Raw genomic sequence first — 24,291 nt, 5'->3', positions numbered from 1 at the left:
TGTAAGGGTCTTCGTCACTATAGTGGCAGAGCCTGCCAGGTAGCCCAGCCAAGGAGTCCGACATGCCTCCAGAGGACGTTAGCGAGGAAGCACCGCCCGGGAGCGAATTTCCCGACATCGACCTTGAAGGCGAGCCGCTTAAGAAACTGGAGCGGATGGCAGCTCTCGCGGTCGGCCTCCTTGCTGGCGGCGCAGGAGGGTGGGCAGTCTTAAATACAGAGAACCAAGTTGGATCTGCATCCCTGGTTGTCATCGGTGCTGCTTTCCTGTTGATAGCCGTTCAAGGAACGCCACTCGCCCGATTCAGCAATGGCTCAAACAGCATCGAGCTCCGGAAACGGCGGGCTCGTGCTCAAATGGTGGTCGAGCGGGCACAGCAGGAAGAGGATCCGGACGTGGCGGCAGCCGTCACTGAAGCTGCCTCTATAATTGAGCCTACCCTGCTCCAGCACCCGCATTTCAGAGCGGATCTATATTTATCCCGCCTAGAGGTAGCAGTCAAAGCATTGGGGCTCGGCGTAGCCCGGACGACACGAGACCAGTACATTTACGACTTCATAGCGTTCACTGGTCCAGCAGATAACGAGTCTTCGGTGGCTATAAGTGTAAAGTATCGCGATAGTGGCCCATTGCGCCTAGCGGGAATGGAACGATTTCTTGCCCGAAACGGCAATCGAAATATTCTACCGATGCTTGTGGTCACTAACGCCGAGATAGAGCCATCCCTACAAGAGCATGCAAAAGAATCATACCCGTTGCTGCGTATCGTCAAGTGGTCGGATGGCACCGACACACCCTCGCTCTCCCAAGCAATTCGCGACCTCTTGTCGTGACACTGCGCCGGTAGAGGCGCGGAGCGCCCGGAGGGTACCTGGCCAGCCTCGACTCCCAGGGCTTGACGGGTGAAGCGGCCGCCGGTCGGCGTCCGGCGGCCGCCCCACGCCCGGTCAGCTGGCGTACACCTCCAGTGCCGCCAGTTGCCCGGCCGGCCAGCCGGTGTTACTGGTAACGGTGATCCGCACATAGCGAGCCTGCGCAGCACCGAACGTCAACGACACCGAGTTACCCGTGGACGGGTCGAACGTCCGCCCCGCCGCGCCAATGAGCGTCCCGAAGCTCGAACCGTCCGTGCTGCCCGTGACGGCGACCGTCTGCGTCCGAGCACCCCACGCCGATGACGGTGGCAGTTTGAGCACCACCCGTCCGACAGTGCGGGTCGCGCCCAGGTCGACCTGCACCCACTGGGGAAACGCGTTGTTGGCGCTCTCCCAGTAGCTGTTCGCGTCGCCGTCGCCACGTTGCCCGAGCCGTAGCTCTGGACATGGCTGCTCTCGCTGGTGGACCGCCCTCGGGCCAGGTCGGCGTTGGCCGGGGCGTCGGTGGTGGCGGTGACAGCGTTCGAGGCCGCCGAGGTGTTGCCGGCGGCGTCGCGCGCGGTGACGGTGAAGGTGTACGCGGTGGACGGGCTGAGTCCGCTCACGGTCGCCGTGGTGCCCGTGACAGTGCTGACCGCTGTGCCGCCCTGGCGTACCTGGTAGCCGGTCACGCCGTTGTCGTCGGTCGACGCCGCCCAGGCCAGGGACACGGTGCTCGCCGTCCGGCCGGTCACCGTGAGGCCGCTCGGGGCGGTCGGCGGGTTGTCCGTGGTGCCGCTGGCGGCGTACACCTCGACCTGGGAGAGCTGGCCCGCCGCCCAGCCGGTGTTGCCGGCGATGCTCAGCCGGATGTGGCGGGCCGTGGTGGTCGTCAGCGTGCGGGTGACGGTGTTGCCGGTCGCCGGGTCGAAGGCGAAGGCGGAGGCCGCGGCGATTGTCGAGAAGGAGCTGCCGTCGACGCTGCCCTGCACGGTGATGGTCTGGGTACGGGCTCCCCAGCCGGCGGGCAGCCGCACCACGAGTTTGTTGACCTGGTGGCTGGCGCCGAGGTCGACCTGCCACCAGTGCGGGAACGAGCCGCCGCCGCTCTCCCAGTAGGTGCCGGCGTCGGAGTCCACCGCGTTCGACGCCGGGAACGGGCCGTTCTGGCTGCTCGCCGAGGTGGATCGGCCGGCGGCCAGGTTCCCGGTGGCCGGCGGCGGGGTGCCGAGCGTCGGCGACGTCGGGCGTACGGCGGTGAGCGCGAGCTGCCCCTTGAGCATCCGCCCGCCGTCGGCGGTGATCCGCAGGTAGTAGTCCGAGGAGCAGGCCACCCCGTCCTCGTCCAGGGCCCGGATGTTCGCGCCGGCCGGGGTGGTGGCCTGGGTCTCGGACGTCTTGGCGATCTGGTTGCCCTCGTTGAACTCGTCGAACATGGACACGTACAGGCCCTGGGAGCCGAGCCGGACCATGTTGTAGATGTGCCGCCAGTAGAAGTCGCCGTGTTTGCGGTGCCCGCCGGCGAGGTCACCGGGCATCACGCAGGGCAGGTAGTCGATGCCGCGCGCCGCACAGTCGGCCATGTCGCCGACGTTGACGTTGTTGTAGTACGAGTCCAGTTCCTCCACGGTCCTGGCCCGGTAGACCATCCACGGGGAGATCGCGTGGAACGCGTGGTAGACGTCGAGGAAGCCGGGGCGGGAGTCCTCGATGCCCTGCCGCCAGCAGGTGGGCACTCCGCCGATGACGTAGCAGCCCTGCGCCTTGAACCAGTTGATGACCTCCAGGCACGGCCCCGGGGTGAAGGGACGGCTGGGCTCGCTGAAGCCGAACCCCCAGATGCAGACGACCGGCTTGCCGTTCTGCCGGGCGTACGCGCCAGAGGCGGTGTGCGCGGACATCTTCGTCGTCCAGTCGGTCTTGATGTCCGTCTGGAAGCTCAGCCAGTCGGTGACGTCGTACATGATGTAGAACTTGCGGCCGTAGCGCTCGGCTGCCGCGCGGACCTTCTGCGTCATGGCGTCGCGCGTCGGGCCCTCGTCGCCCGTCGGGTTGAACCGTTGCAGGGCGGCGGTGTCGCAGCCGTACTCCTGCATCCAGCGGAAGTGCGTGTCCACCGTCTGCTGGTCGTAGGACGAGAAGAGGGTGGCCGGCGAGCCGTTGCCGAGGTTGGGGTACGCGGTGGGATAGCTGCGCGTGTACTCCCGCATGTCCGGCCAGGACACGATCGTGGTGTTGGCAGGCGAGGGCGGCTGGAACCGGTCGCGGCTCCAGTGCCACCAGCCGCCGATCGGTGCCGAGTCACCGGGGCAGCTGAACCAGCCCTGGTATCCGACGGTCACCTTGCCGACCACGTCCCCGGGAGGGCTGGCCGCGTGCGCGGGGCGGGCGAGGAGATCGGTGGTGGAGGCGGCGGCCAGGGCGGACCCCGCCAGCACCGACGTGACGAACCTGCGGCGGGAGACCGCCATGACTACCACTCCTTCGGGACGGAAGGCATTGACGGCCATCGTGGCAGCAGCGACCACCGCCCCGCAAGAGTGAGACTGATCGATGAAATTATCCGCCATACACTCGGAAGTAGTCGAGCGCCCCGCCCTTCGGTGTCGCGGGGCGGGGCACCCGATCACGTCGAGAAGCCGCGGAACAGCACTGACGCCAGGGCGAGCGCCAACGCCAGGTTGAACACGGTGGCGCTGGCGAACACCGCGACCGGACGCCAGCCGGCCTCCCGCAGGGACGCCACCCGGACCTCCAGGCCGATGCTGACGAAGGCCAGGATGAGGAACCAGACACGCAGGTCGTTGACGATGGCGATGGTGGCCTTGCCGTCCGCGCCCGCCGTGTCGAGGTACCAGGTGGCGATGACCGAGGCCGCGATGAAGCCCAGGACGAACTTGGGGAAACGCCGCCACAGCTCGCCGAGGCCCGGTCGGGCGGCGCCGGGCCGCCGCTCCACCCGCAGCGTGAAGTACGCGGTGAGCGCCACCGCCACCACACCCATCAGGGCGTTCTGGGTGACCTTGACGATGCTGGCGATCTGGAGGGCCTCCTCGCCGGCGAGCGCCCCGGCGGCGGTGACCGCGGCTGTGGTGTCGATGTTGCCGCCGATCCAGGCGCCCGCCACCGCGTCGGAGAGCCCGAGCACGTCGGCCAGCCAGGGCAGGATGAAGATGGACGGCAACGCGAAGACGATGACCAGACTCGCCGTGTAGGCCAACTGCTCCCGGCGGGCCCGGACCGCGCCGGCGGCGGCGATCGCGGCGCTCACCCCGCAGATCGACACCGCCGAAGCGAGCAACGCGCGCAGCTTGTCATCGAGCCCGAAGCGGCCGGCCAGCCACCAGGTGAACAGGAAGACCCCGCTGATCAGCAGGACCGCCTGGGCGATGGCCGGGCCCGCGGCGCTGGCGATGACGGCCAGGTTGATCGACGCCCCGAGCAGCACCAGACCGGTCTTGATGAAGAACTCGGTCCGGAACGCGGCGGCGATCCGGTCCCGCCAGCCGAGCAGCGTGACGGCGACGTTGCCGAGCAGGCCCAGCAGGATGGCGTAGACCGGATACTCGATCGCGGCCCCGATGTCCTCGACGGCGGTGCCGTCGGCCCAGGCGGGGACGTTCTGCTCCAGGTAGCGGGTGAGCGCGGCGAGACCGACAACGATCACCAGGCCCACGGCCGTCCAGGCCCAGAACCTGCCGTCGCGCACCACCACCGCAGCGGCGGGGTCGTCGGTGGCCGGTGGCCCACTGTCGGGGGACGTCTCGACAGCGTCGGTGGCGCGGGTCGTGTCGTCGGCCCGGGTCGCGTCGGCGGTCATCAGGGCACCAGCCCGGCGGGGATGGCACCGAGCAGGACAAGGGCCAGCAGGGCCAGGCCGAGGATGGTCGCCACCCAGTCCTCGTTGAACGCGAGCCGGGACTCCCCGGCCGTTGGTGTGGTGGCCGGTGGCTGATCGGTGGTCATGACGTACCTCCAATGGGGGTGAACCGATCCGGCCAGGCCGGATCGGTGGAGAGTGACGTGGGGGCGCGCACGGTGGCGCCGGGTGACCGGACAAGGCCGCGCGGCATGCGGTGTGGAGGGTGCTCAGTCGGTCGCTGGGGGGCCCGGACAGAGCTCGGAGGCCACCCGCATCAGGTCCACGACCCGACGCGAGGTGAGGAACGGACCGACAGGCATTCTCCGATTTTCCTACTGACACAGTAGGAATTCAAGTGCGAGGGCGTGGGTTCTCGCGCAGCGGGACAGGACAGCGGGGGTTGGAGCCGCACCGGCTCCAACCCCCGCCTGGGACGCCCCGAGAGGTTACGGAGTGGGGTACTGCGCGAGGTAGACCGGTACGCCCACCTTGGTCATGTCGGCCGGTTCACCAACGCCGTTGACCACGTGGTCGATAGTGCCGGCACTGAGGTTGACGGTCATGATGTGGTGCAGCCGCACGCCCGGCCGGTTCGGCACCTCGAAGCCGTTCTCGGTGTGGATCGACGGGTTGTTCTGGTTGAAGACGTAGACGCCGCCGCCGTACAGGGTGTGGTGCCGCACCCGGTCGCCTACCTTGTACCCGGCGAAGCCCTCGACCAGGCCGTTCATCCAGTCGGCCTGCGTCGGCGGGTCGTACGGCAGCTCGTTCTGGTACAGGATCGTGGTGCCGTGCTCGCCGTTCCAGACCGTGTTGTAGCGCTGGAAGTGCTCGACGAACAGGCCGGTGGCGGTCACGTGGTCGCCGTTGATGACGGCGCCGTACCGACCGGTGTTGGTACGCCAGCGGTCGGTGTCCCCGTTGACGCCCTCGGTGAAGCCCTCGACGCCGTGGTCACCCCGCCACACCCAGGTGTGGTCGATGAGCACGTTGTCGCTGTTGACCTCCAGCGCGGTGTCGGTCCGGCCGATGTGCGGGCCGCCGACCCGGAAGTACACGTCGGACAGCGTGGTCGGGTTGCTCGGGCTGCTGGCGTTGCGGCCGTGCTGGCGACCCACCCGCAGCAGGACTGGCGACTCGACGGTGCCGGCGTCGATCGTGACCCCGGCGACGATCACGCCGGGGACACCTGCGACGTCCAGCGGGATGGCGCCGTTGACCGCCGTGAGGGTGGCGTGCCCGATCCCGAGCACCACCGTGTCGGGGCGTCGCACCTCGATGCTGCGGGCGATGTCGTACGTCCCGGGGGTCAGCAGCAGGTGCTTGCCCCGGGCCAGCTGACTGTTGATGACCCGCACGGAGTCGGACGGCTTGGCGACGAAGAAGTCGTGGATTCCGATGGTCCGTCCCGGCGTCATGCCGTCCGCCCAGGAGATGCCCCTGGTGTCGCGGCGCGCGGCGGGCACCCGCACGTTGTACCGACCCTTGCCGTCGACGAACAGGTACGGCTTCTCCCGGCTCACCGGAGTGGTCTCCAGGGTGGTGTACGGCGGGTCGGGGAACGTGGCGTCGTCAGGGGCGCCCTCGACCCCGGCGAAGACCTGGTTCCACACGGCGTTGGACCAGCTCGCGACCTCACTGTTACGGGTCAGCCACTGCTGCTGCGAGCCGTTGGTGGTGGCCGGCAGTCGCGAGTCGGCGATGAACCCGCCGCTGGCGAACTGCGGGCCGGCCGTGCAGTAGTCCATCAGCGACAGACCGCCGCCGGTGATGTTGAGCCGGCGCATCGACACCGCCTGGGACACCGCCCAGAAGTTCGCCGTCGACCGGCAGTCGTCCTGGCCGGCGGCGTTGACGGTGAGCGAGAGGTTGGACAGGGTGCGCCAGAAGTTCACAAGGGCGAGGCAGTTGCCGGTGCCGCTGTCGGCCAGGCAGCGGTTGTACACCTCGAGCTTGCCGTTGACGGCGACGTCGGTGGGCGAGGCGCCCAGGCCGGAGACCTCGGTGTAGTAGCCGACCTTTGCCTGCAACGGCTGCTCGGCCGTGCCGTACGTGCCCGGCTTGAACAGGTACGCGTGCCGCTCGGTGCCCATCTCGTTGTCGACCTGGCGGGCGTGCGCGGCGTCGAGGGTCCGCTGGATCTCGCCCACCGGCATGGACGGGTCGAAGATCGTCACGTTCGGGCCGAAGTCGGGAGTGTCAGGCGTGGGGCGCCCGGCGGTGGCGGCGGTGCTGGTCATGGTGACGGCGGCTGTCACCAGCAGGGCAAGGGTGAGGGTACGTCGGGACGGGCTTGTCATGTGGTTCGTCCTCTCCGCTGGCCGGACCGTTTCGTCAGGCCAGCTGGGGGCGGCGTGAGAGCGCTCTCTGATCCCTGCGGACAAAGGTGGGGTCGAGCCGAAGGGGTCGACATGTTTCTACCCGGTGAACCGGCCACGCGCCATGCCGGAGACGGCGAACTTCGCATCGGCCGGGCGCGAAGCTCCTGATCCGACGGCACTCAGTCCGGCAGCACCGGCGCCAGCATGTCCACCAGGGCCTGGTGGTGGCGTCCGGTGCTGAGCAGCGCGGTTCCGTTCCCGCCCAGGAGTGGGCCGCCGTGAAGGTCTGTCGCTCTCCCGCCGGCTTCCTCAAGGATCACGGGAAGGGGCGCCAGGTCCTCGTAACCCATCTCGGAGCCGGCGATGACCATGGCGTCCACCAATCCGGTCAACAGGCCACCGAGGCCACCCAGATGGCCGGTGATCCGGGTGTGGCGATGCAGCGTGAGCAGGACATCAGCAGGCCAGCCAGCGGGGTTGACGAGTTCCACCCGGGCCGCGGCCAGTTCGGCTGTGTCCCGCAACACCGGGGCCGCATCGGTGCCGTCGGTACGGATGCGGCAGCCCCGGCCCCGGCCCGCGTAGATGATCTGCCGAGCCACCGGCTGATTGATCACGGCGAGAGCCACGCCATGCTGATCTTCAAGAGCGAGGTTCGTGCCGAAGATGGGGATGCGGTGGGCGAAATACGTCGTGCCGTCGATCGGGTCGATGACCCATCGTCTGCCCGACGTACCGGCCGTGGCGCCCGTCTCCTCGCCGTATATCCCGTCAGCGGGGAAGCGATCGGCCAGCTCACCGCGGATCAGCGCCTCGACGGCGAGATCAGCCTCGGTGACCTCGGTCCCATCAGCCTTGATCGCGGTCGCGAAGTCCGCCGCGAAGAACCGTTGGGCAGCCAGGTTGCCCGCGCGTTCAGACAGGCCGACCGCGAACTCCACCAGGGCTGGGTCAGGCCGGGGCGCAGTCATCGATGGATGATAGTCGCAGCATCGGTCGTCCGTCCGGAGTCCGGACACGTCGCGGCCCGCCCTCCTGGGGAGGGCGGGCCGGCACGGTCGTGTGAGGGGTCAGCGCACCCGGCGGCGGCCGTAGGCACCGGCGGCGATCGCCACGCCGACAGCGGCGAAAGCGACCTGGATGATCAGCTCGATCCAGTCGATCCCGCTGGTGTCGTCGACGCCGAAGACGCCTGCGACGAGCGTGCCGAGGATCGCCGCGATCACACCGATGAGCAGGGTCAGCCAGATCGGAATGTTCTGCTTGCCGGGCACCACCAGCCGGCCCAGCGCGCCGATGACCAGACCGATGATGATGGCGGCGAAGAAGCCGGAAACCTCCACGGGGAGCCGTCCTTCCAGAGGGGATGTCGTCGACGGTTAATTGCCCCAAGCAACTAGCCACGAAACACCCAGGTACCACTAGGCCTCCGGCCCGCAGTCGCCCAGGAACTCGTCGATCATCGGGGCCAGCCAGTCGGCGCGCTGCGGGATCGTGGTGTGGGTGGTGCCGGGCAGGACGGCCAGCCGACAGGCCGGCAGGCCGGTCAGGTCGCCGGGCACCGCGCCGCCGAGCAGCCGGAACATCCGTACCGCGTGTTCGGGTTGGACGATGTCCGCGTCGGCCAGCACGATCATGGTGGGTGCGGCAAGCGCGCGGATCTGCTCGGGCGTCCAGCGCGGCAGGTTCGCGTCGAGGACCTTCATCTTGGTGACCAGGGTGGCCCAGCCCGCCGGGTCGGGCGCGGTCCGCAGGTACTCCTCGTGGAACTCCGAACCGTGCAGATGCTCCGGTCGCAGGTCCTGGATGCCGTCGAGCAGTCCGGGGTGCAGACCGTCGTCGTCGAAGCTCACCGAGGCGAGCACGAGCCGGCCCACCCGCTCACCGTGGTGGGTGCCCAGGCGCAGCGCTACCGCCGCGCCCATGCTCCAGCCGTACACGTCCGCCCGCGCCACGCCCAGCCGGTCGAGCACCTCCACCACATCGGCGGCGAAGTGCTCCACGGTCAGCGGGCGGTCCACGTCGGGGGTGCGCCCGTGGGCCTGCAACTCCACGGCGATCACCCGCCGGTTCTTCGCCAGCAACGGCAGGATCGTGCCGAACGACGTACCGATGCCGGAGAGCGCGCCGTGGATCAGCAGCAGCGGCCGGCCCTCGCCCGCGCCGTGCGTCTCGTGGTAGATGTCCATGCCCACACGGTGCGCCAGCGCGCTTACGGTCCGCTTCAGGTCGGCTTACCGGCGCTAGGATGTCCGCCGTGCAGTTCGGGGTGCTCGGGCCGCTCGCCGTGACCACGGACGCCGGCGAGCCGGTGGTGGTGCCCGGCACCAAGGTACGCGCGCTGCTGGCCGACCTGCTGACCAACCGCAACCAGGTCGTCTCGGCGGACCGCCTGATCGACGACCTGTGGGGCGACGACTCCCCCGCCAACCCGGCCGGTGCTCTCCAGGTGCGGGTGTCCCAGCTGCGCAAGGCGCTCAACGACGCCGAGCCGGGCGCCCGCGAGCTTGTCGAGTCACGGCCCCCCGGGTACCTGCTGCGGGCCGACAGCGTCGACGCCGACCGCTTCGTCGAGCTGACCCGCAGCACCGACGTCGACCGGCTGACCGCGGCTCTCGCGCTGTGGCGCGGCGACGCGTACGCCGATGTGGCAGACGCCGAGTTCGTCCGCGCCGAGGCGACCCGCCTGACCGAGCAGCGCCTCGCGGCGCACGAGCGACTGGCCGAGGCCCGGCTGGCTCGGGGTGAGCACGACCTGATCGCCGCCGACCTGGCCGAGCTGGTCGCCCGGCACCCGCTGCGGGAGGGCCTGCGGGCGGTGCAGCTGCGCGCGCTGTACGCGGCCGGCCGACAGTCCGAGGCGCTGGACAGCTACGCCGACCTGCGCGACCGGCTCGCGGACGAGTTGGGCCTCGATCCCAGCCCCGAGCTGGTCGCGTTGCACCGCAGGATCCTCGAACAGGACGCGGGCCTGAACGCGCCGCCGAAGGCAGCGATCATCCGCAACAGCCTGCCGGCCCAGCTCGACGAGCTGGTCGGGCGGGCCGAGACGCTTACCGAGCTGCGCGGACTGCTGCCCCGGCAACGACTGGTGACGCTTGTCGGGCCGGGCGGTGTCGGCAAGACCCGGCTGGCCACCGAGGCGGCCCGTACCCGGTCCTGCCCCGACGGCGTCCACCTGGTGGAGTTGGCTCCCCTGCCGGCCGGCGACCCGCGTGTCGCCGAGCAGATCCTCGGCGTGCTTGACGTCCGCGAGGCCGCCGGCACGGCCCTGTCCGCGGCCGACCACCTCGTGGCTGCCCTGCGGCACCGGCAGCTGCTGCTCGTGCTCGACAACTGCGAACACGTCGTCGAGCCGGTGGCCGCGCTCGTCTCCCGACTGCTGCGCGACGCGCCCGAGGTGAGCGTCCTGGCCACCAGCCGCGAACCGCTCGGCCTGACCGGAGAGCTGCTCTGGGAGGTACCCCCGCTGTCGCTGCCCGAGGACGGTGACCTGGACGCGGTCCGGCGCTCGGCGGCGGCGCGCCTGTTCGCCGCCCGCGCCGCCGCGCAGCAGCGCGGCTTCCGGCTGGACGAGCGGACCGCGCCGGCCGTGGCGCAGCTCTGCCGTCGCCTGGACGGTCTCCCGCTGGCGCTGGAGCTGGCCGCGACCCGGATCCGCGCGCTTGGCGTGCGGGGCGTGGTGGATCGGCTTGACGACAGGTTCCGGCTGCTCACCACCTCCCAGCGGGACGTGCCGCAGCGCCAGCGGACGTTGACCGCGGTCATCGCCTGGAGCTGGGACCTGCTGGACGAGCCCGACCGGGCGGTGCTCGCCCGGCTGGCGGTGTTCCCCGACGGCTGCACCCTCCAGGCCGCCGAGCGGGTCTGCCGCACCGACCTGGACACCCTCGCCCGGCTGGTGGACAGGTCACTTGTGGTGCTCGACGACTCCGGGGCGGCCCCGCGCTACCGGCTGCTCGAATCGGTCGCCGCGTTCTGCCAGGACCAGCTGACCGACGCGGACGACGTGCGGGCGCGGCACGCCGCCTACTACACCGGGTTGGCCGAGCAGGCCGACCCGGAGCTGCGCGGCGCCGACCAGCAGCGGTGGCTGGCGCTGCTGGACGCGGAGGCGGCGAACCTGCGCGCCGCGCTGGTCCACGGCGGCGGGCTGCGGTTGGCCGTGGCGCTCAGCTGGTACTGGTACCTGCGCGGCCGGCTCACCGAGGCGCGGCGTGCCCTCGCCCTGCCCGGTGACGCGGCGCAGGAGGCTCGCGCCGGGGCGTGGCGGGCCGGTTTCGCGCTGGTGCAGGGCGAGGCGGTGGCGCCGGCCGACGTACGCGCGGCGGTGGCCGCCGACCCGGACGGCCGCGGCGCCTGGTTCGCGGCGAACGCGCTCATCGACCACAGCGACCTGACCCTCTCGGCGGAGCTGCTGCCGGCCGCCACCGATCCGTGGACCGAGGCCGCGGTGCTCGCCTCCCGCGCCAAGATCGCACACGTGGCGGGTGACCAGGCGACGCTGGAACGCGCCGCGACCCGCAGCGCCGCGCTGTTCGCCCAGGTCGGCGACCGGTGGGGCAGGCTCCAGGCCGCCGAGTGGACGGGTGCGCTGGCCGAGATGCGCGGCGAGCACGAACGCGCCGCCGGCCTGCACTCCGAGGGGCTGCGCTGGGCCGAGGAGCTGGGGCTGTGGCCGCAGGTCGGCACCGAGCTGTCCTGGCTGGCGTGGCTGGCGGTGCAGACCCGTGACTACCCGCAGGCCCGGGAACTGGCCGAACGCGCGTACCGGTTGGCCACGGAGCAGGGCTCCCCCAGCGCTCTGGTCTTCGCCGAGATGAGCCTCGGGCTGGCCGCCCGCCGCGACGGCAAACTCGACCTGGCCGTCACCCACCTGACCCGCCTCGCCGAACGGGGACGTGCCGAGGCCCAGCCGGCGCTCTACCTGCCGCCGGTCCTGGTCGAGCTGGGCCACGCGGTCGAGCAGGGCGGTGACGAGGACGCCGCACTGGCCCTGCACGTCGAGGCGTTCGAGGTCGCCGAGGCGATGGCCGCGCCCCGCGACGCGATCTACGCCCTGGAGGGGATGGCGTCCGCGGTGCGCGTACCGGAGGTCGCGGCCCGGCTGCTCGGCGCGGCGGCCGCCGCCCGGCTCGCCGCGCGCGCGCCCTGCTCCCCGGCCGAACGCGACGAGACCGACCGGGTGACCGAACGCGTGCGGGCCACCCTCGGACGGGACCGGTTCGACGCGCTTGTCGGCGAGGGCACGAAACTGAGCCCGGGCGAGGCCCGGGCCCAGCTCTGATCGACGGGTCAGGCGGCCGTCTTCGGCCGGTACGAGGCGACGATGACGCCGCTCTTGTGCACCCGGGTGTCGACCAGGTCGAACGACGCCTTGAAGTCCGTCAGCGGCACCGTCAGGCTGGCCGTGCCCTCCAGCACGGGGTGGATCCAGAACCGGACCTCGTCCACCAGGCCCGCGGCGATCAACTGCGCGGTGACCGAGCCGAAGCCGTACTGGATGATGTTCCTGCCCTCCCGGGCCTTGAGCGCGGTGACCGCCTCGACCAGGTCGCCCTGGAGCACCTCCGTGTTGTTCCAGGTGGGGTTGGTGAGGGTGGTCGAGGCGACGTACTTCTTGACGTTGTTGAAGTACGCCGCGCCGGTGGTCGGGTCGCTCTCGTCCTGCTGCGGCCAGGCGACTGACATCCCGTCGTAGGTGGCCCGGCCCATCAGCATCGCGTCCGCCTCGTCGGTCTGCTCGCCGGCGAGGCCCATGGCCTCCTCGTCGAAGTACGGCCCGGTCCACATCGGGTTCTCGATGACGCCGTCGAGGGTGATGTAGGTCGAGTTGATGAGCTTGCGCATCGGAATCTCCTGGGTGTTCGTCGTGTGCTCCGGTGACACCCAGAACTCTGCCGAGCCGCGCTTACGATTCGCTTCAGGTGCGCTTGCGAGGGTCCGAAAGGTCGGTCAGGGGAATCGGCAGCGCCTGCGGGGCCACCGTTCCGCCGCCCGCCGAGTGCGCGGGCGCGGGGCGGTCGCCGGTACGGCTGTGCAGCCGTCCACGCCCCGCCGGGCCAGCGCGCCTGGTCACCTCTACGGTCACCATCCGCACCGGCGGCGGGGGCGCGGAGAACCGCCCGACGCCCCAGCGCACCCAGATCGGGATCCGGCCGGCGTCCGCCTCCGCGGTGAGCTTCCGCACCGTACGGGCCCGGTCGGTGTGGTCGACCTCCACCACCACGGGCGGACCGTCCGGGCGGGCGCACGCCACGTCGAGGACCGAGTGCCGCTGTTCGAGGGGCGGCGGCAGCGGCAACACGCTGGGCGCGCGCCGGTACACCCGCCAGCCCTGCGCCTGCGCCCACCGCTCCACCGCGTCGATGACCCGCGCGGTGACCTCGTCGGTGTCCAGGTCGACGAACGTCAGGTCGGCCAGCCACCGGCCCAGGTCGGCGGCCAGCCGCTCGCCCTGCGCCGTGACGTCCACCGGCGCAGGATAACGCCTCAGCCGCGGATGACAGCCGGCGCGGCGAGGTGCCGGGTGAGCCAGGCGGTGGTGGCCGTACGCGCCGTCGCGGCGTTGTCGCGGGCGAGGAAGTCGTGCCCCTCGCCGGTGAGCACGAGGTGCCCGTGCGGCACGTCCCGGGCGGCGAGGGAACCCGCCACCTGCGCCGACTCCCCGGCCGGCACGTTCGTGTCGTTCGCGCCGTGGATGAGCAGCACCGGCACGTCGAGCCGGTCGATGTGGGTCATCGGCGACAGGTCCCGCAGCAGCTCCGCGTCGCGCACCGGATCGCCGTACTTGCTGACGGCCGCGGCGGCGATCCACGGCTCGGTGCCGGCGTAGAACGTGTGGAAGTCGGAGATGCCGCACTCGGCAACCCCGGCGGCGAACAGGCCGGGGAAGTTCACCAGCACCGCGAGCACCAGGTAGCCGCCGTACGAGCGACCCAGGCAGCCGAGCTGGCCGGGCCGGGCGACACCGCTGTCGAGCAGGTGCTCGGCGCACGCCGCCACGTCGGCGATGGCCCCGTACCGGCCGGCGAGGTTGTCGGCGGCGACGAAGGAGCGGCCGAAGCCGGACGAGCCGCGCACGTTCGGCGCGAACACCGCGACGCCCTGCGCGACGAGGGCCTGGAACAGCGGGTTGTAGCCGGGACGCTCCTGCGCCTCGGGACCGCCGTGCAGGCTGATCGCCGTCGGCCAGGGGCCCGGACCGGCCGGGCGGTACAGCCAGCCGGACAGCGGCAGCCCGTCGCGGGCACGCAGGTCGACCAGTTGCGGAGCGACACCGCCGTCGCCCGTACGCGCGGCGCCGGTGTCCGGCCGCAGCGGGCGTGGCGTACCTGTCGCGGGATCGACAAGCCAGACCTCGCGGGGCTGCACCGGCCCCTGCGCGGTGACGCAGAGCAGGTCCCCGCCCGCGGCGAAGACGGCGCCGTCGAGCACCTCCCCGGGGGCGGCCACCGCCCGCTGCACCCCGTCGGCGAGGTCGAGCAGGCTCAGCTCGCTGCGCCCGCCGTAGGTGTTCCACAGCAGCGCGGCGCTCCCCCGGTCGGCGCTGAGCGTCACGTGCTCCAGCTCGGCGTCCGGCCGCGCGGCGAGTCGCGCCGGGGGCAGCGCCTGTCGCGTCGGATCGACGCGCACCAGCGCGGCCAGCTCCGAGAACGCGTCGGTACGCGCCAGCACGCTCGTCCCGTCGGGGCCGAACCAGCCCTGGTCGGTGCTGCCCCGGCCGGTGTCCGGCAACAGTCGTACCCGGTCGCCGGTGGCCACGTCGAGCAGTTCCAGCCAGCGGGCGTTGCGGGGGCCGCGGCGCAGCAGGGCGGTCCCGCCGTCCGGGGTGACGTCCAGGAGGGTGAGGAGGTCGTCCTCGGCGAGCACCCGCCGGTGCCCGGTGCCCGTGTCGACAAGCACGGCGGCACCCCGCTCGGCGGTCTCGGTGACGGCCATCAACGCGCCGCCGGGCAGCCAACAGGCAAGGGCCGCGCTGCGGCGGCCGAACCCGGCGACCTGGCGGCGCCGCGTACCGTCCGGGCGCAGCACCCACAGCTCGGTGCGGGGCGCGCCACCGGGCGCGACGACGCAGGCCAGCCACTGCCCGTCGGGGGACCAGCTCACCGCCAGGACCGGTTCGTCGCCGCAGGGCAGCGCGACGGCCTCGGCGGCGTCGACGTCGCGGACCCACACGGCAGGGGTTCCGGCCCGGTCGGACACGTACGCCACCCGCCGGCCGTCCGGCGACGGCGCGGGCGCGAAGTCCTCGCCCGGGGGCAGGGTCACCGACGGCCGGTGACGCACGGGTCGGACCCGGCGTGGCACCTCGATCCGTACGCTCATCTAAACCCCGATCTGCTGCAACCAGAGCTCCAGCAGCCCGAGCTGCCAGAGCGCGTTGGAACCCAACGTGGTCCGTCGGGCGTTCGGCGCCTCCAGCAACTCCTCCAGGTAGTCCTTGCGGAACAGGCCGCGCTCGCGCGCCGGTGCCGCGGTCAACGCCTCGCGGACGTCGTTCAGCAGCGGGCCGGACAGGTGCCGGATGGCGGGCACCGGGAAGTAGCCCTTCGGCCTGTCGATCACCTCGTCGGGCACGATGCCCCGACTCGCGGTCTTCAGCACGCCCTTGCCGCCCTGGGCCAGCTTGAGCCCCGGTGGGCAGGCGGCGGCCAGCTCGACCACCTCGTGGTCGAGGAACGGCACCCGGGCCTCCAGCCCCCACGCCATCGTCATGTTGTCGACCCGCTTGACCGGGTCGTCGACGAGCATCACCAGGCTGTCCTGACGCAGCGCCGCGTCCAGCGCGGTGTCCGCGCCGGGCGCTCCGAAATGGTCGGTGACGAACTCCAGGCTGGCGTCGTGGTCGAGCATCCACTCGGGCGCCAGGTGCCCGGCGAGCGCGTCGTGCCGCCTGTCGAAGAACACCCGGGCGTACGCCTCGACGGCGTCCGCGCGGGCCACGTTCGCCATCGGCGGGTACCAGTCGTAGCCGGCGAAGATCTCGTCGGCGCCCTGGCCGGACTGCACCACCGTGATCCGCTGCGAGACCTCCTCGGAGAGCAGGTGGAAGGCCACGCAGTCGTGGCTGACCATCGGCTCGCTCATCGCCGCGATGGCCTCGTGCACGGCGGACACGAACCGGGCCGCGCCGATGCGGATCTGGTGGTGGTCGGTGCCGTACTCGCGGGCCACCAGGTCGGAGTAGTGGAACTCGTCGCCGCTCTCCCCCGCCGCCGCCTCGAAGCCGATGCTGAACGTGGCCAGCCCGGTCTGGCCCTGCTCGGCCAGCAGGGCGACGATCAGGCTGGAGTCCAGGCCGCCGGAGAGCAGCACACCCACCGGCACGTCGGCGACCATCCGGCGGCGTACGGCGGTGCGCAGCGCCCCCATGATCCGTTCCTGCCACTCCTGGGCGGACATGGCTGGCGCGGAGGCGCGGGTGAACTCCGGCCGCCAGTAGACGGTGTCGGTGCTGCGGCCGTCCGCGGTGATCACGCGCACGGTGGCCGGGGGCAGCTTCCGGACGCCGGCCAGGATGGTGCGCGGTGGCGGCACCACCGAGTGGAAGCTCATGTAGTGGTGCAGCGCCACCGGGTCGAGGTCGGTGTCGACGTCACCGGCGGCGAGCAGCGCCGGCAGGGTCGACGCGAAGCGGATCCGGCCCGGTGTCCCGGCCAGGTAGAGCGGCTTGATGCCGAGCCGGTCGCGGGCCAGCACCAGGGTGTGCGTGGCCAGCTCGACAAGCGCGAACGCGAACATCCCGTAGAACCGCTCGACGCAGGCCGTCCCCCACCTGTGGTACGCCTTGAGGATCACCTCGGTGTCCGAGGTGGACCGGAAGGAGTAGCCGGCGGTCGTCAGCTCGTCGCGCAGCTCCCGGTAGTTGTAGATGCAGCCGTTGAAGACCAGGGCGAGGCCCAGCTCGGTGTCGACCATCGGCTGGGCGCCGGTGTCGGACAGGTCGATGATGCGCAGCCGGCGGTGCACAAGCGCCGCGTTTCCGTGCTGCCACCGCCCCTCGCCGTCCGGGCCCCGGGAGGACAGGACGGGGAGCATCCGCTCCAGCGCCGCCATGTCCGGTGGCGCCCCGTCGAGGCGGAACTCGCCGCCGATACCGCACATGGCACGCACCTCTCATCGGCTCGGACCGCTGACCGGTCCAGGCTTGGCGGACCGGGTTGCGCCCCGATGACATCCGGGTCAAGCGTGAGTTACGCCGTGGGCTGATCGGTTCCGCCGAGCAGCCAGGTGTCCTTCGACCCGCCGCCCCGCGACGAGTTGACGATCATGCTGCCGGCCGGCGCGACCCGGGTCAGCGCCACGGGTGCCACCTCGGCCGTCTCGCCGAGGAAGACGAAGGCCCGCAGGTCGACGTGGCGCGGCGCGAGGGCCGTGCCGTCGAAGACCGGGTGCGTGGTGAGCGCGACCACCTCCTGGGCGATCCACCGGTGCGGGGCGGCGAGGATCTGCTCGCGGACGGCGTCCAGCTCCTCGGCCTCGGCGCGCGGGCCGATCACCACCCGGTCGCCGCCGTACCCGTCGACCGGCTTGAGCACCAGCTCGTCGAGTCGGCCCAGCACCTCGGCGCGCTGCTCGGGCAGCCCGCACAGGTACGTGGGCACGTCGCCGAGCAGCGCCTTCTCCCCCAGGTAGTACTCGATGAGCCGGGGCACGTACGCGTACAGCGCCTTGTCGTCGCCGACTCCGTTGCCCAGCGCGTTGGCCAACGTGAGCCGCCCGGCGTGCACCGCCGCGAGCAGCGGCCAGCCCAGCGGAACGCCGTCGGCGCCCGGGGCGTGCAGCAGCGCCTCCTCGTCCATCCGCAGGTAGATCACGTCGACCTGGCTGCGGCGGCCCTCCCGGACCAGGTGGACACGGCCGTCCTGCACGAGCAGGTCGCTGCTCTCGGTCAGCGGCACGCCCATCTCGTCGGCGAGCAGCCGGTGCTCGAACCAGGCCGGATCGCCCGGCCCGCTGCTGAGCACCACGACGGCGGGGTCGCCGGCGGCGGCGGGAGCGGCGGCGAGAAGCGCCCGGCGCAGCATCGCCGGTGTCTCGTCGGCGGGCAGCAGGTCGTCGGGCACCGGCAGCTCGGGCAGCACCGCCCGGGTGAGCCGGCGGTTCTGCACGGCGTACCCGATACCCGAGGGCACCCGCAGGTTGTCCTCCAGCACGTACCAGCCGCCGTCCGGGTCGCGGACGAGATCGGTTCCGGACACCTGGGCGCGCGTACCACGCCGGCCCATCAGCGCCCCGGTCGGGCGCAGCCCCGGGGAGGACTCCACCACCCAGGCCGGCACGACCCCGTCGGCCACCACGGCCCGGTCGGCGTACACGTCGCGCAGGAACGCGTCGAGCGCGCGGGCGCGCTGCACCAGGCCGGTGCGCAGCACCCGCCAGTCGTCGGCGGGCACCACCCGGGGCACCAGGTCGACCGGGAAGAGCCTGGTGCTCGCCTCGCCGGCCACGCTGAACGTCACGCCCCGGGCGCGCTGTTCCTCGTCCCGGTCGTGCTCGCGTCGACGCAGGCCGGCGGCGCCGAGCGTGCGCAGCGCCGCGAGCAGCGGACGGTACGCGGGCGCCGGCCCGCCCGGCCCGAAGACCTCGTCGCCGGCATCGGCGTAGGTGGACAGCGCGGGTGCCGGCGGCGTACCCGGCAGGGGTGCGCGCGCCAGGCCCCGGGTCTCGTCGAGCAGCAGGTCGACCACGTCGGCGAGCCGGCCGCGCCGCTCGTACGCCCGCCGCTGCCGGGCGGCCGAGCTGCCGCGTTCCAGCGCGTACCGGGTCAGCTCGCGGACCTGCTCGGCGTCGCCGGTCGCCTCCAACTGTGGGCGCAGGTCGGCCACGAGGCGGCGGACCGCCTCGGCGGCCGGCACCGGCCGGGCCGAGCGGGGCAGGTCCAGCAGGTCACCCTCCAGCCCGGAGCGGGCGGCCCGCCACACGGCGGCGCGCAGCACCGGCGGCCGGACGGCCGTGCGCTCGACCCCGGCGCGCAGGGCGGCGACCTCCCGCCGTACGAGCGCCCGGAACAACCCGGTGAGCAGGACGATCGTCTCCACGTCGGCGTTCGCGTCGGTGATCCGCAGCTCCACGGTGGGCACGTGCGCCGACGGCCGGACATCGAAGTAGATCATGGCCGGGTCGGTGATGGTCTCCGAGGAGATCAGCTCGGCGACAAGCGCCTCGTGGTCGGCCGCACTTGTCACCTCGCCCGGGTCGCCGGCCGTGGGCCACCGCTGCCAGACCAGCGAGCGGACGCTTGCATAGCCGCTGTCCTGACCCATCCAGTACGGCGAGCTGGTGGACAGGGCGAGCAGCACCGGCAGCCACGGCTGGACGCGTCGGGTGACCGCCACCGCCAGGTCCCGGTCGGACACTCCGACGTGCACCTGCGCGCCGCAGATCAACTGCTCGCGGGCGAGCATCTGGTACTCGTCGAGCATCCGTCGGTACCGCGAGGTGGGGGTGACGCTCGGGTCGCCGTTGGCGCGCAGCGGCACCGTGCCGGCCGCGACGATGCCCAGCCCGGCCCGGTCGGCGACCTGGACCGCCGACCGGCGCAGCCGGGTCAGTTCGGCGCGGATCTCGTCGAGGGTGCGGCAGACCTCGGTGTTGGTCTCCACCACGCTGCGGTGCAGCTCGGCGGTGAACGACGTGGCCGGCAGCCGGTCGAGCAGCTCCCCGGCCCGGGGCACCAGTTCCCGGGTGTGCAGGTCGACGACGTGGAACTCCTCCTCCACACCGATGGTGGCGAGGTCCGCCGGGTCGTCGTCGTGCACCGGCGCGGCCGGGGCGGGGCGGGGCCTGGGCACGGCCCGGCCGTTGCCGGATCGGCCCACCGGCCCGTCGAATGTCGCCGCGTTCGTGGTGTTGTCGGCCATGGTCACCCCGGTTCGCGTGTCGGTGTCTCGACTGTCCGACGAGCGTTCCCAGGCTTGGTGCCGGGGGTGTTTCCGGCGCGTTAAGGTGACGCGCCGTTCTGCCGACTGATCGTCTTCGGACACAGCGGCCTCGTCGGGTCGACCTCGTCGCGGTTGACCAGCGCTGTCGCCGTGTGGTCGTCCGGTGACGGTCAGCAGCGCACATGCAACATCCGGAACCACGAAGCCCTTGTTGTGCATTGACATTCGCCGCTGCACCACGTAGGTGTTGCAGGGCGGCGTGACGCAGCGTTGCGGCATGAAATCGGGGAGTGTGCAAATGGCCGAGGATGTTGGATCGACCGTGCCGCGCCGGCAACTCGGCCGGCTGCTGCGGCAGTACCGCAACGAGGCAGGGGTGACACTCGACGCCGCCGCCGAGGCACTGGAGTACAGCAGGCAGAAGATCTGGCGCATCGAGTGCGGCACCGGGTCCGTCCGGGTGCTCGACGTCAAGGCGATGTGCGAGCTGTACGGGGTGCCGCCGGAGATGACCGCCGCGATGCGCGGCCTAGCCGTCGAGACGAAGTCCAAGGGCTGGTGGCACGCGTACGGTGACGCGGTGCCGAGCTGGTTCGAGCTGTACGTCGGCCTGGAATCCGCCGCCTCCCGCCTGCGCGAGTACGGCGAGACGCTGATCCCCGGACTGCTCCAGCACCGCAGCTACGCCGTCGCGCTCTACCAGACGGGTAGCCGGATCAGCGCCCAGGACCGCGAACGGGCGGTCGAGGTGAGGCTGCAACGGCAGGCGTTGCTGAGGCGTCGCCTGCCCCAGCCTCCCCACCTGGAGGCGGTGCTCTCGGAGGCAGCCCTCCGCCGTGTCGTCTCCGGTCGCAGCGTGATGACCGCGCAGCTCACCCACCTGCTCGAGGTGTCCGCACTCCCGAACGCGTCGGTGCGGGTGGTCCCGCTCGCCGCCGGGCCGCACCCGGGGGCGACAGCCGGTTCCTTCGTCATCCTCGACTTTCCCGCAGGCGACGGCGGCCGGGCGGTTCCCGAGCCGTCGGTGGTCTACAGCGAATCCCTCACGGGAGCGCTGTACCTCGACAAGCCGGACGAGCTACGCGCCTACGAGGACGCCTGGCGGGGTCTGGAGAGGCTGGCGCTGCCCGAGGCAGAATCGAGCGACATGATCAAGACCATCATCGGGGAGATGCGACATGACTGATCTGAGCAACGCCATCTGGCGCACGAGCACCCGCAGCGGCGACAACGGCGGTAACTGCGTCGAGGTCGCCACCAATCTCCCAGGCGTGGTGCCCGTGCGGGACTCGAAGGACCGGCGGGGTCCGGTGCTGCTCTTCCCACCCGCGGCCTGGCGGGCGTTCGTCGCGTCGGTAGGCGTCGAGAGACCCCCGGTTGGTTGACCCGCGGGCGTCGACGCGAAACAGTGCCGGTGGAGCGGCGATGTTGGGGCATCCCACTGACCCGGATACCCCGACATCGGCGACCTGAAGGCGATCAGGCGCGGGGCCGTGTCACCTCATGTTGGCGACCACGAACGGCGCGTGGCCGTGCAGGTAGTTGGTCCATCCTCCGGTCACCGGCGCGCCGGGGCTCAGCAGGTTTGTGGTGTCCGTGCCGACGTCGAGCTTCCAGGCCGTCCAGGAGATGCCGTTCGACGTCATCCAGTCGATCCAGGACTGCGCCTCCGGCAGGCAGGCCCGGCCGTCGAGTCCGCCGTCGGCGTTGCTGGCGCCCCACTCGGTGACGAACAGCGCCAGCCCGGCGCGGATCGCCGCGTCACCCTTGGCGCGCAGCGACGCGCCGTGCGTGCACGAGTAGAAGTGCAGTGTGTACATGAGGTTGGTGCCGGCGACCGGGCTGGCCGCCGCCGCGTCCACGTCCTGCGACCACGTGGGCGTGCCGAGCACGACGATGTTGTCCGGGTCGGCGGCGCGGATCGCGGACACCACCGCCTGGTGGTACGGCTTGATGACGCCGGTCCAGCTGAACTGCAGCGGCTCGTTCCACGGCTCCCAGATCACGTTTGGCAGGTGCCCGTAGCGGCGGGCCAGGTCGCCGAAGAACGCCACCGCCTGGGACTGGTTGTTCTGCGCCTCGTGGGCGTGCCAGTCGACGATCACGTACACGCCGGCGGTGACCGCGTTGTTGATGATGGTCTCCACCTGCGCCCGCGCCCTGCCCGGGTCACTCAGGTACGCCCCGGCGGGCTCGACGCCCATCGCCGCGCGGATCACCTGGAGGTTCCAGTTGTCCCGCATCCAGGTCAGCGCGGAGAGGTTCTCGGCGTACGGGGCGGTCTCCCAGTTGAGCCACATGCTGCTGATGCCGCGCAGCCGCACCCGTGACCCGTTCTTGTCGCACATCGTCGTGCCGCAGACGCGCAACTGTCCGTACCGCTCGACGGGCGTGCCGGTGGTCGGCGGCGGAGTCGTCGGCGGCGGTGTGGTGGGCGGCGGAGTCGTCGGCGGCGGTGTGGTGGGCGGCGGGGTCGTCGGCGGCGGGCCGCCGGCGCAGGAGGCGCCGTCGACGGTGCAGTTCACAGGCGTGCCGGAGCCGTTGACGAGGAAGCCGAACGACGTCGAGGCGCCGGCCCCGAGGGTGCCGTTCCAGGACACGTTGGCGAAGGTGTGGTGGTTGCCGGAGGTCGTCTGCTGCGCGTTCCACGACTGGCTGATCGTCGTACCGGCCGGCAGGTCGAACTCGACCCGCCAACCGCTCATCGGTGCGGAGGTGTCGTTGGTGACGGTGACCTGGCCCTGATAGCCGCTGCCCCAGTTGTTCGTCACGGAGAAGGCGGCTGTCGCCGCGCTGGCCGGCGTGGCGGACATCGCCATCGCGCCGGCGAGCAGGCCGGCGACGGCCAGCGATGTGACAAGTCTCAGTGTGCGCATGCGGAACCCGCTTCGGATCGACGGTGACGGTCTGAGGCGGGGCGGCGCCTTCGCGCACAGTATCGATCGACTGCTATGTCTTGCAAGCGCGGGTCAGCGCCGCCGCCAGCCCCAGCGACGTGGGGTCCCGCCCCTCTCCCGGGCCAGCATCTCGGTCGCGGTCCGCAACTTCTGGGCGGGCACCTCGGCGGCCGGGCCCAGCGTCTCCACGAACCGGTTGCCCATCGCCAGCACCATCGCCGCCCGGTCGAGGTCGCCGATCAGGACCAGGCACTGCGCGTACACCCCGTAGGTGTTGGCCATCTCCCAGAAGGTCAGCGGGCGGGCCAGGTCGAGCAGCCCCTGCCGCAGTTCGCACGCTCGCGACGCCGCGAGCGCCGCCTCCTGGGCGCCGTCCGCCGACGACGGCCGGGTGAGGTGCCGGTGCAGCAGCGCCGTCGCCTGGTTGTGGTAGGCCGTACCCATCGCCTCCCGGGTGCGCGGCCCGGCGGACGGCGGGTCCCCGGCCGAGGCCAGACCCACCGCCACCGCCCGTTCCAGCAGGTCCCGACGGGTGGCGGGCTGACCTGCGGAGAAAGCGATCTCGGCGAGATCCACGAGCGCGGTGACCAGTTCCGCGAGCGCGTCGTCCCGGGGCGCGACCGTCACGCTCCCACCCTCGGCCGCCACCGCGTCGTACACCCGCTCGAAGATGGCTACCGCCTCACCGCCTGGGGCCATCGCCTCGGCGGACCGGCCACGGGCGGACAGCAGCATCCCGCGCCGCCACAGCGCCCGCGCCAACTGCTGGTGGTCGCGGCGGTCGGCCCGACCCGGGTCGCGCACCGCCTGCCGGTAGGCGTCGATCACCCGCACCCACAGGCGGTCGGCCTCCGCCCAGGCGTCCTGCCGCTGCGACAGCTCCCGCGCCTGCTCGAACAGCCTGCCCCGCTCGTCAGGTCCCAATTCCCGCACCCCCTTCGCGCCGACCACCTACGACACCACACCGCAGACAGTCAAGGCTATCGATTCTAAGGGCGTGCACCGGGCGTCCCCGGCGACGAACGCGGCTCGACACTACCGGCTGAGCGGCTTGGAGCAGAGAACGTCGGGCTGGGGCACGTACCCCAGTGCCTGCCAGAACCGGAGCGCGGCGGTGTCCTCCGGCAGGACCAGCAGGTTCACCCGGGGGCACCCCAGCGCCGCGAACCGCCTCTCCACCTCGGCGACGAGCGCGGTGGCGACGCCCCGGCGACGGTACGCCGGAGCCACGGCCAGCCGCAGGATCATCCCCCGGCGCCCGTCGTAGGTGCCGAGCACCACTCCCACGACAGCGTCGGCCACCTCGGCGACCAGGAACAACTGCGGATCCCGAACCAGCTTCGCGGTCAACTCCGCGCGGGACAGCACGTCCCGTCCCGACCCGGTCCACAGTGCCGCCACGTCGTCGTAGTCGGGCCAGGCGAACTCGCGGACGCGCACCGTCCGACGATACCGACCGGCACCGCGCGG

The 24,291-nt window shown here is 71.7% G+C and carries 19 protein-coding genes and 1 pseudogene; 4 read left to right on the top strand and 16 right to left on the bottom strand.

The features are described from left to right. Positions 1–62 precede the first annotated feature (62 nt). Positions 63–833, top strand: a complete 771-nt coding sequence (locus ACFY1S_RS16210) for a hypothetical protein (RefSeq protein WP_387118091.1) — start codon at positions 63–65, stop codon at positions 831–833. Between the two features lie 114 nt (positions 834–947). Here ACFY1S_RS16210 and ACFY1S_RS16205 read toward each other — a convergent pair whose 3' ends face one another. The 8 genes and pseudogenes from ACFY1S_RS16205 to ACFY1S_RS16170 all read right to left on the bottom strand — a co-directional run bounded on the left by ACFY1S_RS16205 (position 948) and on the right by ACFY1S_RS16170 (position 9,226). After that, complete coding sequence (locus ACFY1S_RS16205; protein WP_387118088.1) at positions 948–1,238, bottom strand: discoidin domain-containing protein; 291 nt, start codon at positions 1,236–1,238, stop codon at positions 948–950. A 209-nt stretch (positions 1,239–1,447) separates the two neighbouring features. Then, positions 1,448–2,137: pseudogene (locus ACFY1S_RS16200) on the bottom strand (discoidin domain-containing protein); the annotation flags it as partial. A gap of 1,343 nt (positions 2,138–3,480) precedes the next feature. Continuing rightward, a complete protein-coding gene (locus ACFY1S_RS16195; RefSeq protein ID WP_387118084.1) occupies positions 3,481–4,674 on the bottom strand; it encodes a YeiH family protein in 1,194 nt (397 codons plus the stop codon). Further along, a complete protein-coding gene (locus ACFY1S_RS16190; RefSeq protein ID WP_387118081.1) occupies positions 4,674–4,820 on the bottom strand; it encodes a hypothetical protein in 147 nt (48 codons plus the stop codon). The genes ACFY1S_RS16195 and ACFY1S_RS16190 overlap by 1 nt, the downstream gene beginning before the upstream one ends. A gap of 342 nt (positions 4,821–5,162) precedes the next feature. Next, entirely contained in the window at positions 5,163–7,016 is a 1,854-nt protein-coding gene (locus tag ACFY1S_RS16185) for an adenylyl cyclase (RefSeq protein WP_387118078.1), read from the bottom strand. 200 nt (positions 7,017–7,216) lie between these two features. After that, on the bottom strand, positions 7,217–8,008 hold the full coding sequence (locus ACFY1S_RS16180; RefSeq protein WP_387118075.1) for an inositol monophosphatase family protein: 792 nt from the start codon (positions 8,006–8,008) through the stop codon (positions 7,217–7,219). A gap of 99 nt (positions 8,009–8,107) precedes the next feature. Continuing rightward, entirely contained in the window at positions 8,108–8,380 is a 273-nt protein-coding gene (locus ACFY1S_RS16175; RefSeq protein ID WP_387118072.1) for a GlsB/YeaQ/YmgE family stress response membrane protein, read from the bottom strand. A 78-nt stretch (positions 8,381–8,458) separates the two neighbouring features. Continuing rightward, the gene (locus tag ACFY1S_RS16170; RefSeq protein ID WP_387118069.1) at positions 8,459–9,226 is read right to left on the bottom strand and encodes an alpha/beta fold hydrolase; all 768 of its coding nucleotides are present in this window, start codon (positions 9,224–9,226) and stop codon (positions 8,459–8,461) included. A gap of 59 nt (positions 9,227–9,285) precedes the next feature. On the opposite strand from ACFY1S_RS16170, the gene ACFY1S_RS16165 reads away from it, so the two are divergent. After that, on the top strand, positions 9,286–12,324 hold the full coding sequence (locus tag ACFY1S_RS16165; RefSeq protein ID WP_387118066.1) for a BTAD domain-containing putative transcriptional regulator: 3,039 nt from the start codon (positions 9,286–9,288) through the stop codon (positions 12,322–12,324). An 8-nt stretch (positions 12,325–12,332) separates the two neighbouring features. On the opposite strand, the gene ACFY1S_RS16160 is transcribed toward ACFY1S_RS16165, so the two are convergent. The 5 genes from ACFY1S_RS16160 to ACFY1S_RS16140 form a co-directional block, all read right to left on the bottom strand. Beyond that, complete coding sequence (locus ACFY1S_RS16160) at positions 12,333–12,887, bottom strand: dihydrofolate reductase family protein (protein ID WP_387118063.1); 555 nt, start codon at positions 12,885–12,887, stop codon at positions 12,333–12,335. Positions 12,888–12,960: 73 nt separating this feature from the next. Then, positions 12,961–13,512 carry a hypothetical protein gene (locus ACFY1S_RS16155; protein WP_387118060.1) on the bottom strand — a complete coding sequence of 184 codons (552 nt, stop codon included), beginning with the start codon at positions 13,510–13,512 and terminating at the stop codon, positions 12,961–12,963. A 17-nt stretch (positions 13,513–13,529) separates the two neighbouring features. Beyond that, positions 13,530–15,365 carry a S9 family peptidase gene (locus ACFY1S_RS16150; RefSeq protein ID WP_387118057.1) on the bottom strand — a complete coding sequence of 612 codons (1,836 nt, stop codon included), beginning with the start codon at positions 15,363–15,365 and terminating at the stop codon, positions 13,530–13,532. Further along, positions 15,366–17,144: an N-acetylglutaminylglutamine amidotransferase gene (locus ACFY1S_RS16145; protein WP_387118054.1), complete on the bottom strand. Its 1,779-nt coding sequence runs from the start codon at positions 17,142–17,144 to the stop codon at positions 15,366–15,368. Positions 17,145–17,233: 89 nt separating this feature from the next. Then, complete coding sequence (locus ACFY1S_RS16140; RefSeq protein ID WP_387118051.1) at positions 17,234–19,903, bottom strand: glutamate--cysteine ligase; 2,670 nt, start codon at positions 19,901–19,903, stop codon at positions 17,234–17,236. A 319-nt stretch (positions 19,904–20,222) separates the two neighbouring features. Between ACFY1S_RS16140 and ACFY1S_RS16135 the strand changes: the two genes are divergently transcribed. Then, positions 20,223–21,110, top strand: coding sequence for a helix-turn-helix domain-containing protein (locus tag ACFY1S_RS16135; protein WP_387118047.1), 888 nt, complete (start codon positions 20,223–20,225; stop codon positions 21,108–21,110). Further along, entirely contained in the window at positions 21,103–21,309 is a 207-nt protein-coding gene (locus tag ACFY1S_RS16130) for a DUF397 domain-containing protein (RefSeq protein ID WP_387118044.1), read from the top strand. The genes ACFY1S_RS16135 and ACFY1S_RS16130 overlap by 8 nt, the downstream gene beginning before the upstream one ends. A 111-nt stretch (positions 21,310–21,420) precedes the next feature. Here ACFY1S_RS16130 and ACFY1S_RS16125 read toward each other — a convergent pair whose 3' ends face one another. From ACFY1S_RS16125 to ACFY1S_RS16115, 3 genes are all read right to left on the bottom strand, one after another. Then, complete coding sequence (locus ACFY1S_RS16125; protein WP_387118041.1) at positions 21,421–22,800, bottom strand: cellulase family glycosylhydrolase; 1,380 nt, start codon at positions 22,798–22,800, stop codon at positions 21,421–21,423. A gap of 93 nt (positions 22,801–22,893) precedes the next feature. Then, positions 22,894–23,745, bottom strand: coding sequence for a hypothetical protein (locus ACFY1S_RS16120; protein WP_387118039.1), 852 nt, complete (start codon positions 23,743–23,745; stop codon positions 22,894–22,896). Positions 23,746–23,856: 111 nt separating this feature from the next. After that, entirely contained in the window at positions 23,857–24,261 is a 405-nt protein-coding gene (locus ACFY1S_RS16115) for a GNAT family N-acetyltransferase (protein ID WP_387118036.1), read from the bottom strand. Between the last annotated feature and the right edge of the window lie 30 nt (positions 24,262–24,291).

Origin of the sequence: Micromonospora sp. NPDC000663 (assembly GCF_042898105.1) — a bacterium.
Taxonomy (GTDB): Bacteria; Actinomycetota; Actinomycetes; order Mycobacteriales; family Micromonosporaceae; genus Micromonospora.
This window is presented reverse-complemented; position numbering and strand designations above follow the sequence as displayed.

Excerpts from the sequence above, each read along its gene's own strand:
- ACFY1S_RS16210 (WP_387118091.1), top strand. The coding sequence starts at position 63 with ATGCCTCCAGAGGACGTTAGCGAGGAAGCACCGCCCGGGAGCGAATTT.
- ACFY1S_RS16195 (WP_387118084.1), bottom strand. The coding sequence starts at position 4,674 with ATGACCGCCGACGCGACCCGGGCCGACGACACGACCCGCGCCACCGAC.
- ACFY1S_RS16190 (WP_387118081.1), bottom strand. The coding sequence starts at position 4,820 with ATGACCACCGATCAGCCACCGGCCACCACACCAACGGCCGGGGAGTCC.
- ACFY1S_RS16185 (WP_387118078.1), bottom strand. The coding sequence starts at position 7,016 with ATGACAAGCCCGTCCCGACGTACCCTCACCCTTGCCCTGCTGGTGACA.
- ACFY1S_RS16180 (WP_387118075.1), bottom strand. The coding sequence starts at position 8,008 with ATGACTGCGCCCCGGCCTGACCCAGCCCTGGTGGAGTTCGCGGTCGGC.
- ACFY1S_RS16170 (WP_387118069.1), bottom strand. The coding sequence starts at position 9,226 with ATGGACATCTACCACGAGACGCACGGCGCGGGCGAGGGCCGGCCGCTG.
- ACFY1S_RS16165 (WP_387118066.1), top strand. The coding sequence starts at position 9,286 with ATGTCCGCCGTGCAGTTCGGGGTGCTCGGGCCGCTCGCCGTGACCACG.
- ACFY1S_RS16160 (WP_387118063.1), bottom strand. The coding sequence starts at position 12,887 with ATGCGCAAGCTCATCAACTCGACCTACATCACCCTCGACGGCGTCATC.
- ACFY1S_RS16150 (WP_387118057.1), bottom strand. The coding sequence starts at position 15,365 with ATGAGCGTACGGATCGAGGTGCCACGCCGGGTCCGACCCGTGCGTCAC.
- ACFY1S_RS16145 (WP_387118054.1), bottom strand. The coding sequence starts at position 17,144 with ATGTGCGGTATCGGCGGCGAGTTCCGCCTCGACGGGGCGCCACCGGAC.
- ACFY1S_RS16140 (WP_387118051.1), bottom strand. The coding sequence starts at position 19,903 with ATGGCCGACAACACCACGAACGCGGCGACATTCGACGGGCCGGTGGGC.
- ACFY1S_RS16135 (WP_387118047.1), top strand. The coding sequence starts at position 20,223 with ATGGCCGAGGATGTTGGATCGACCGTGCCGCGCCGGCAACTCGGCCGG.
- ACFY1S_RS16130 (WP_387118044.1), top strand. The coding sequence starts at position 21,103 with ATGACTGATCTGAGCAACGCCATCTGGCGCACGAGCACCCGCAGCGGC.
- ACFY1S_RS16125 (WP_387118041.1), bottom strand. The coding sequence starts at position 22,800 with ATGCGCACACTGAGACTTGTCACATCGCTGGCCGTCGCCGGCCTGCTC.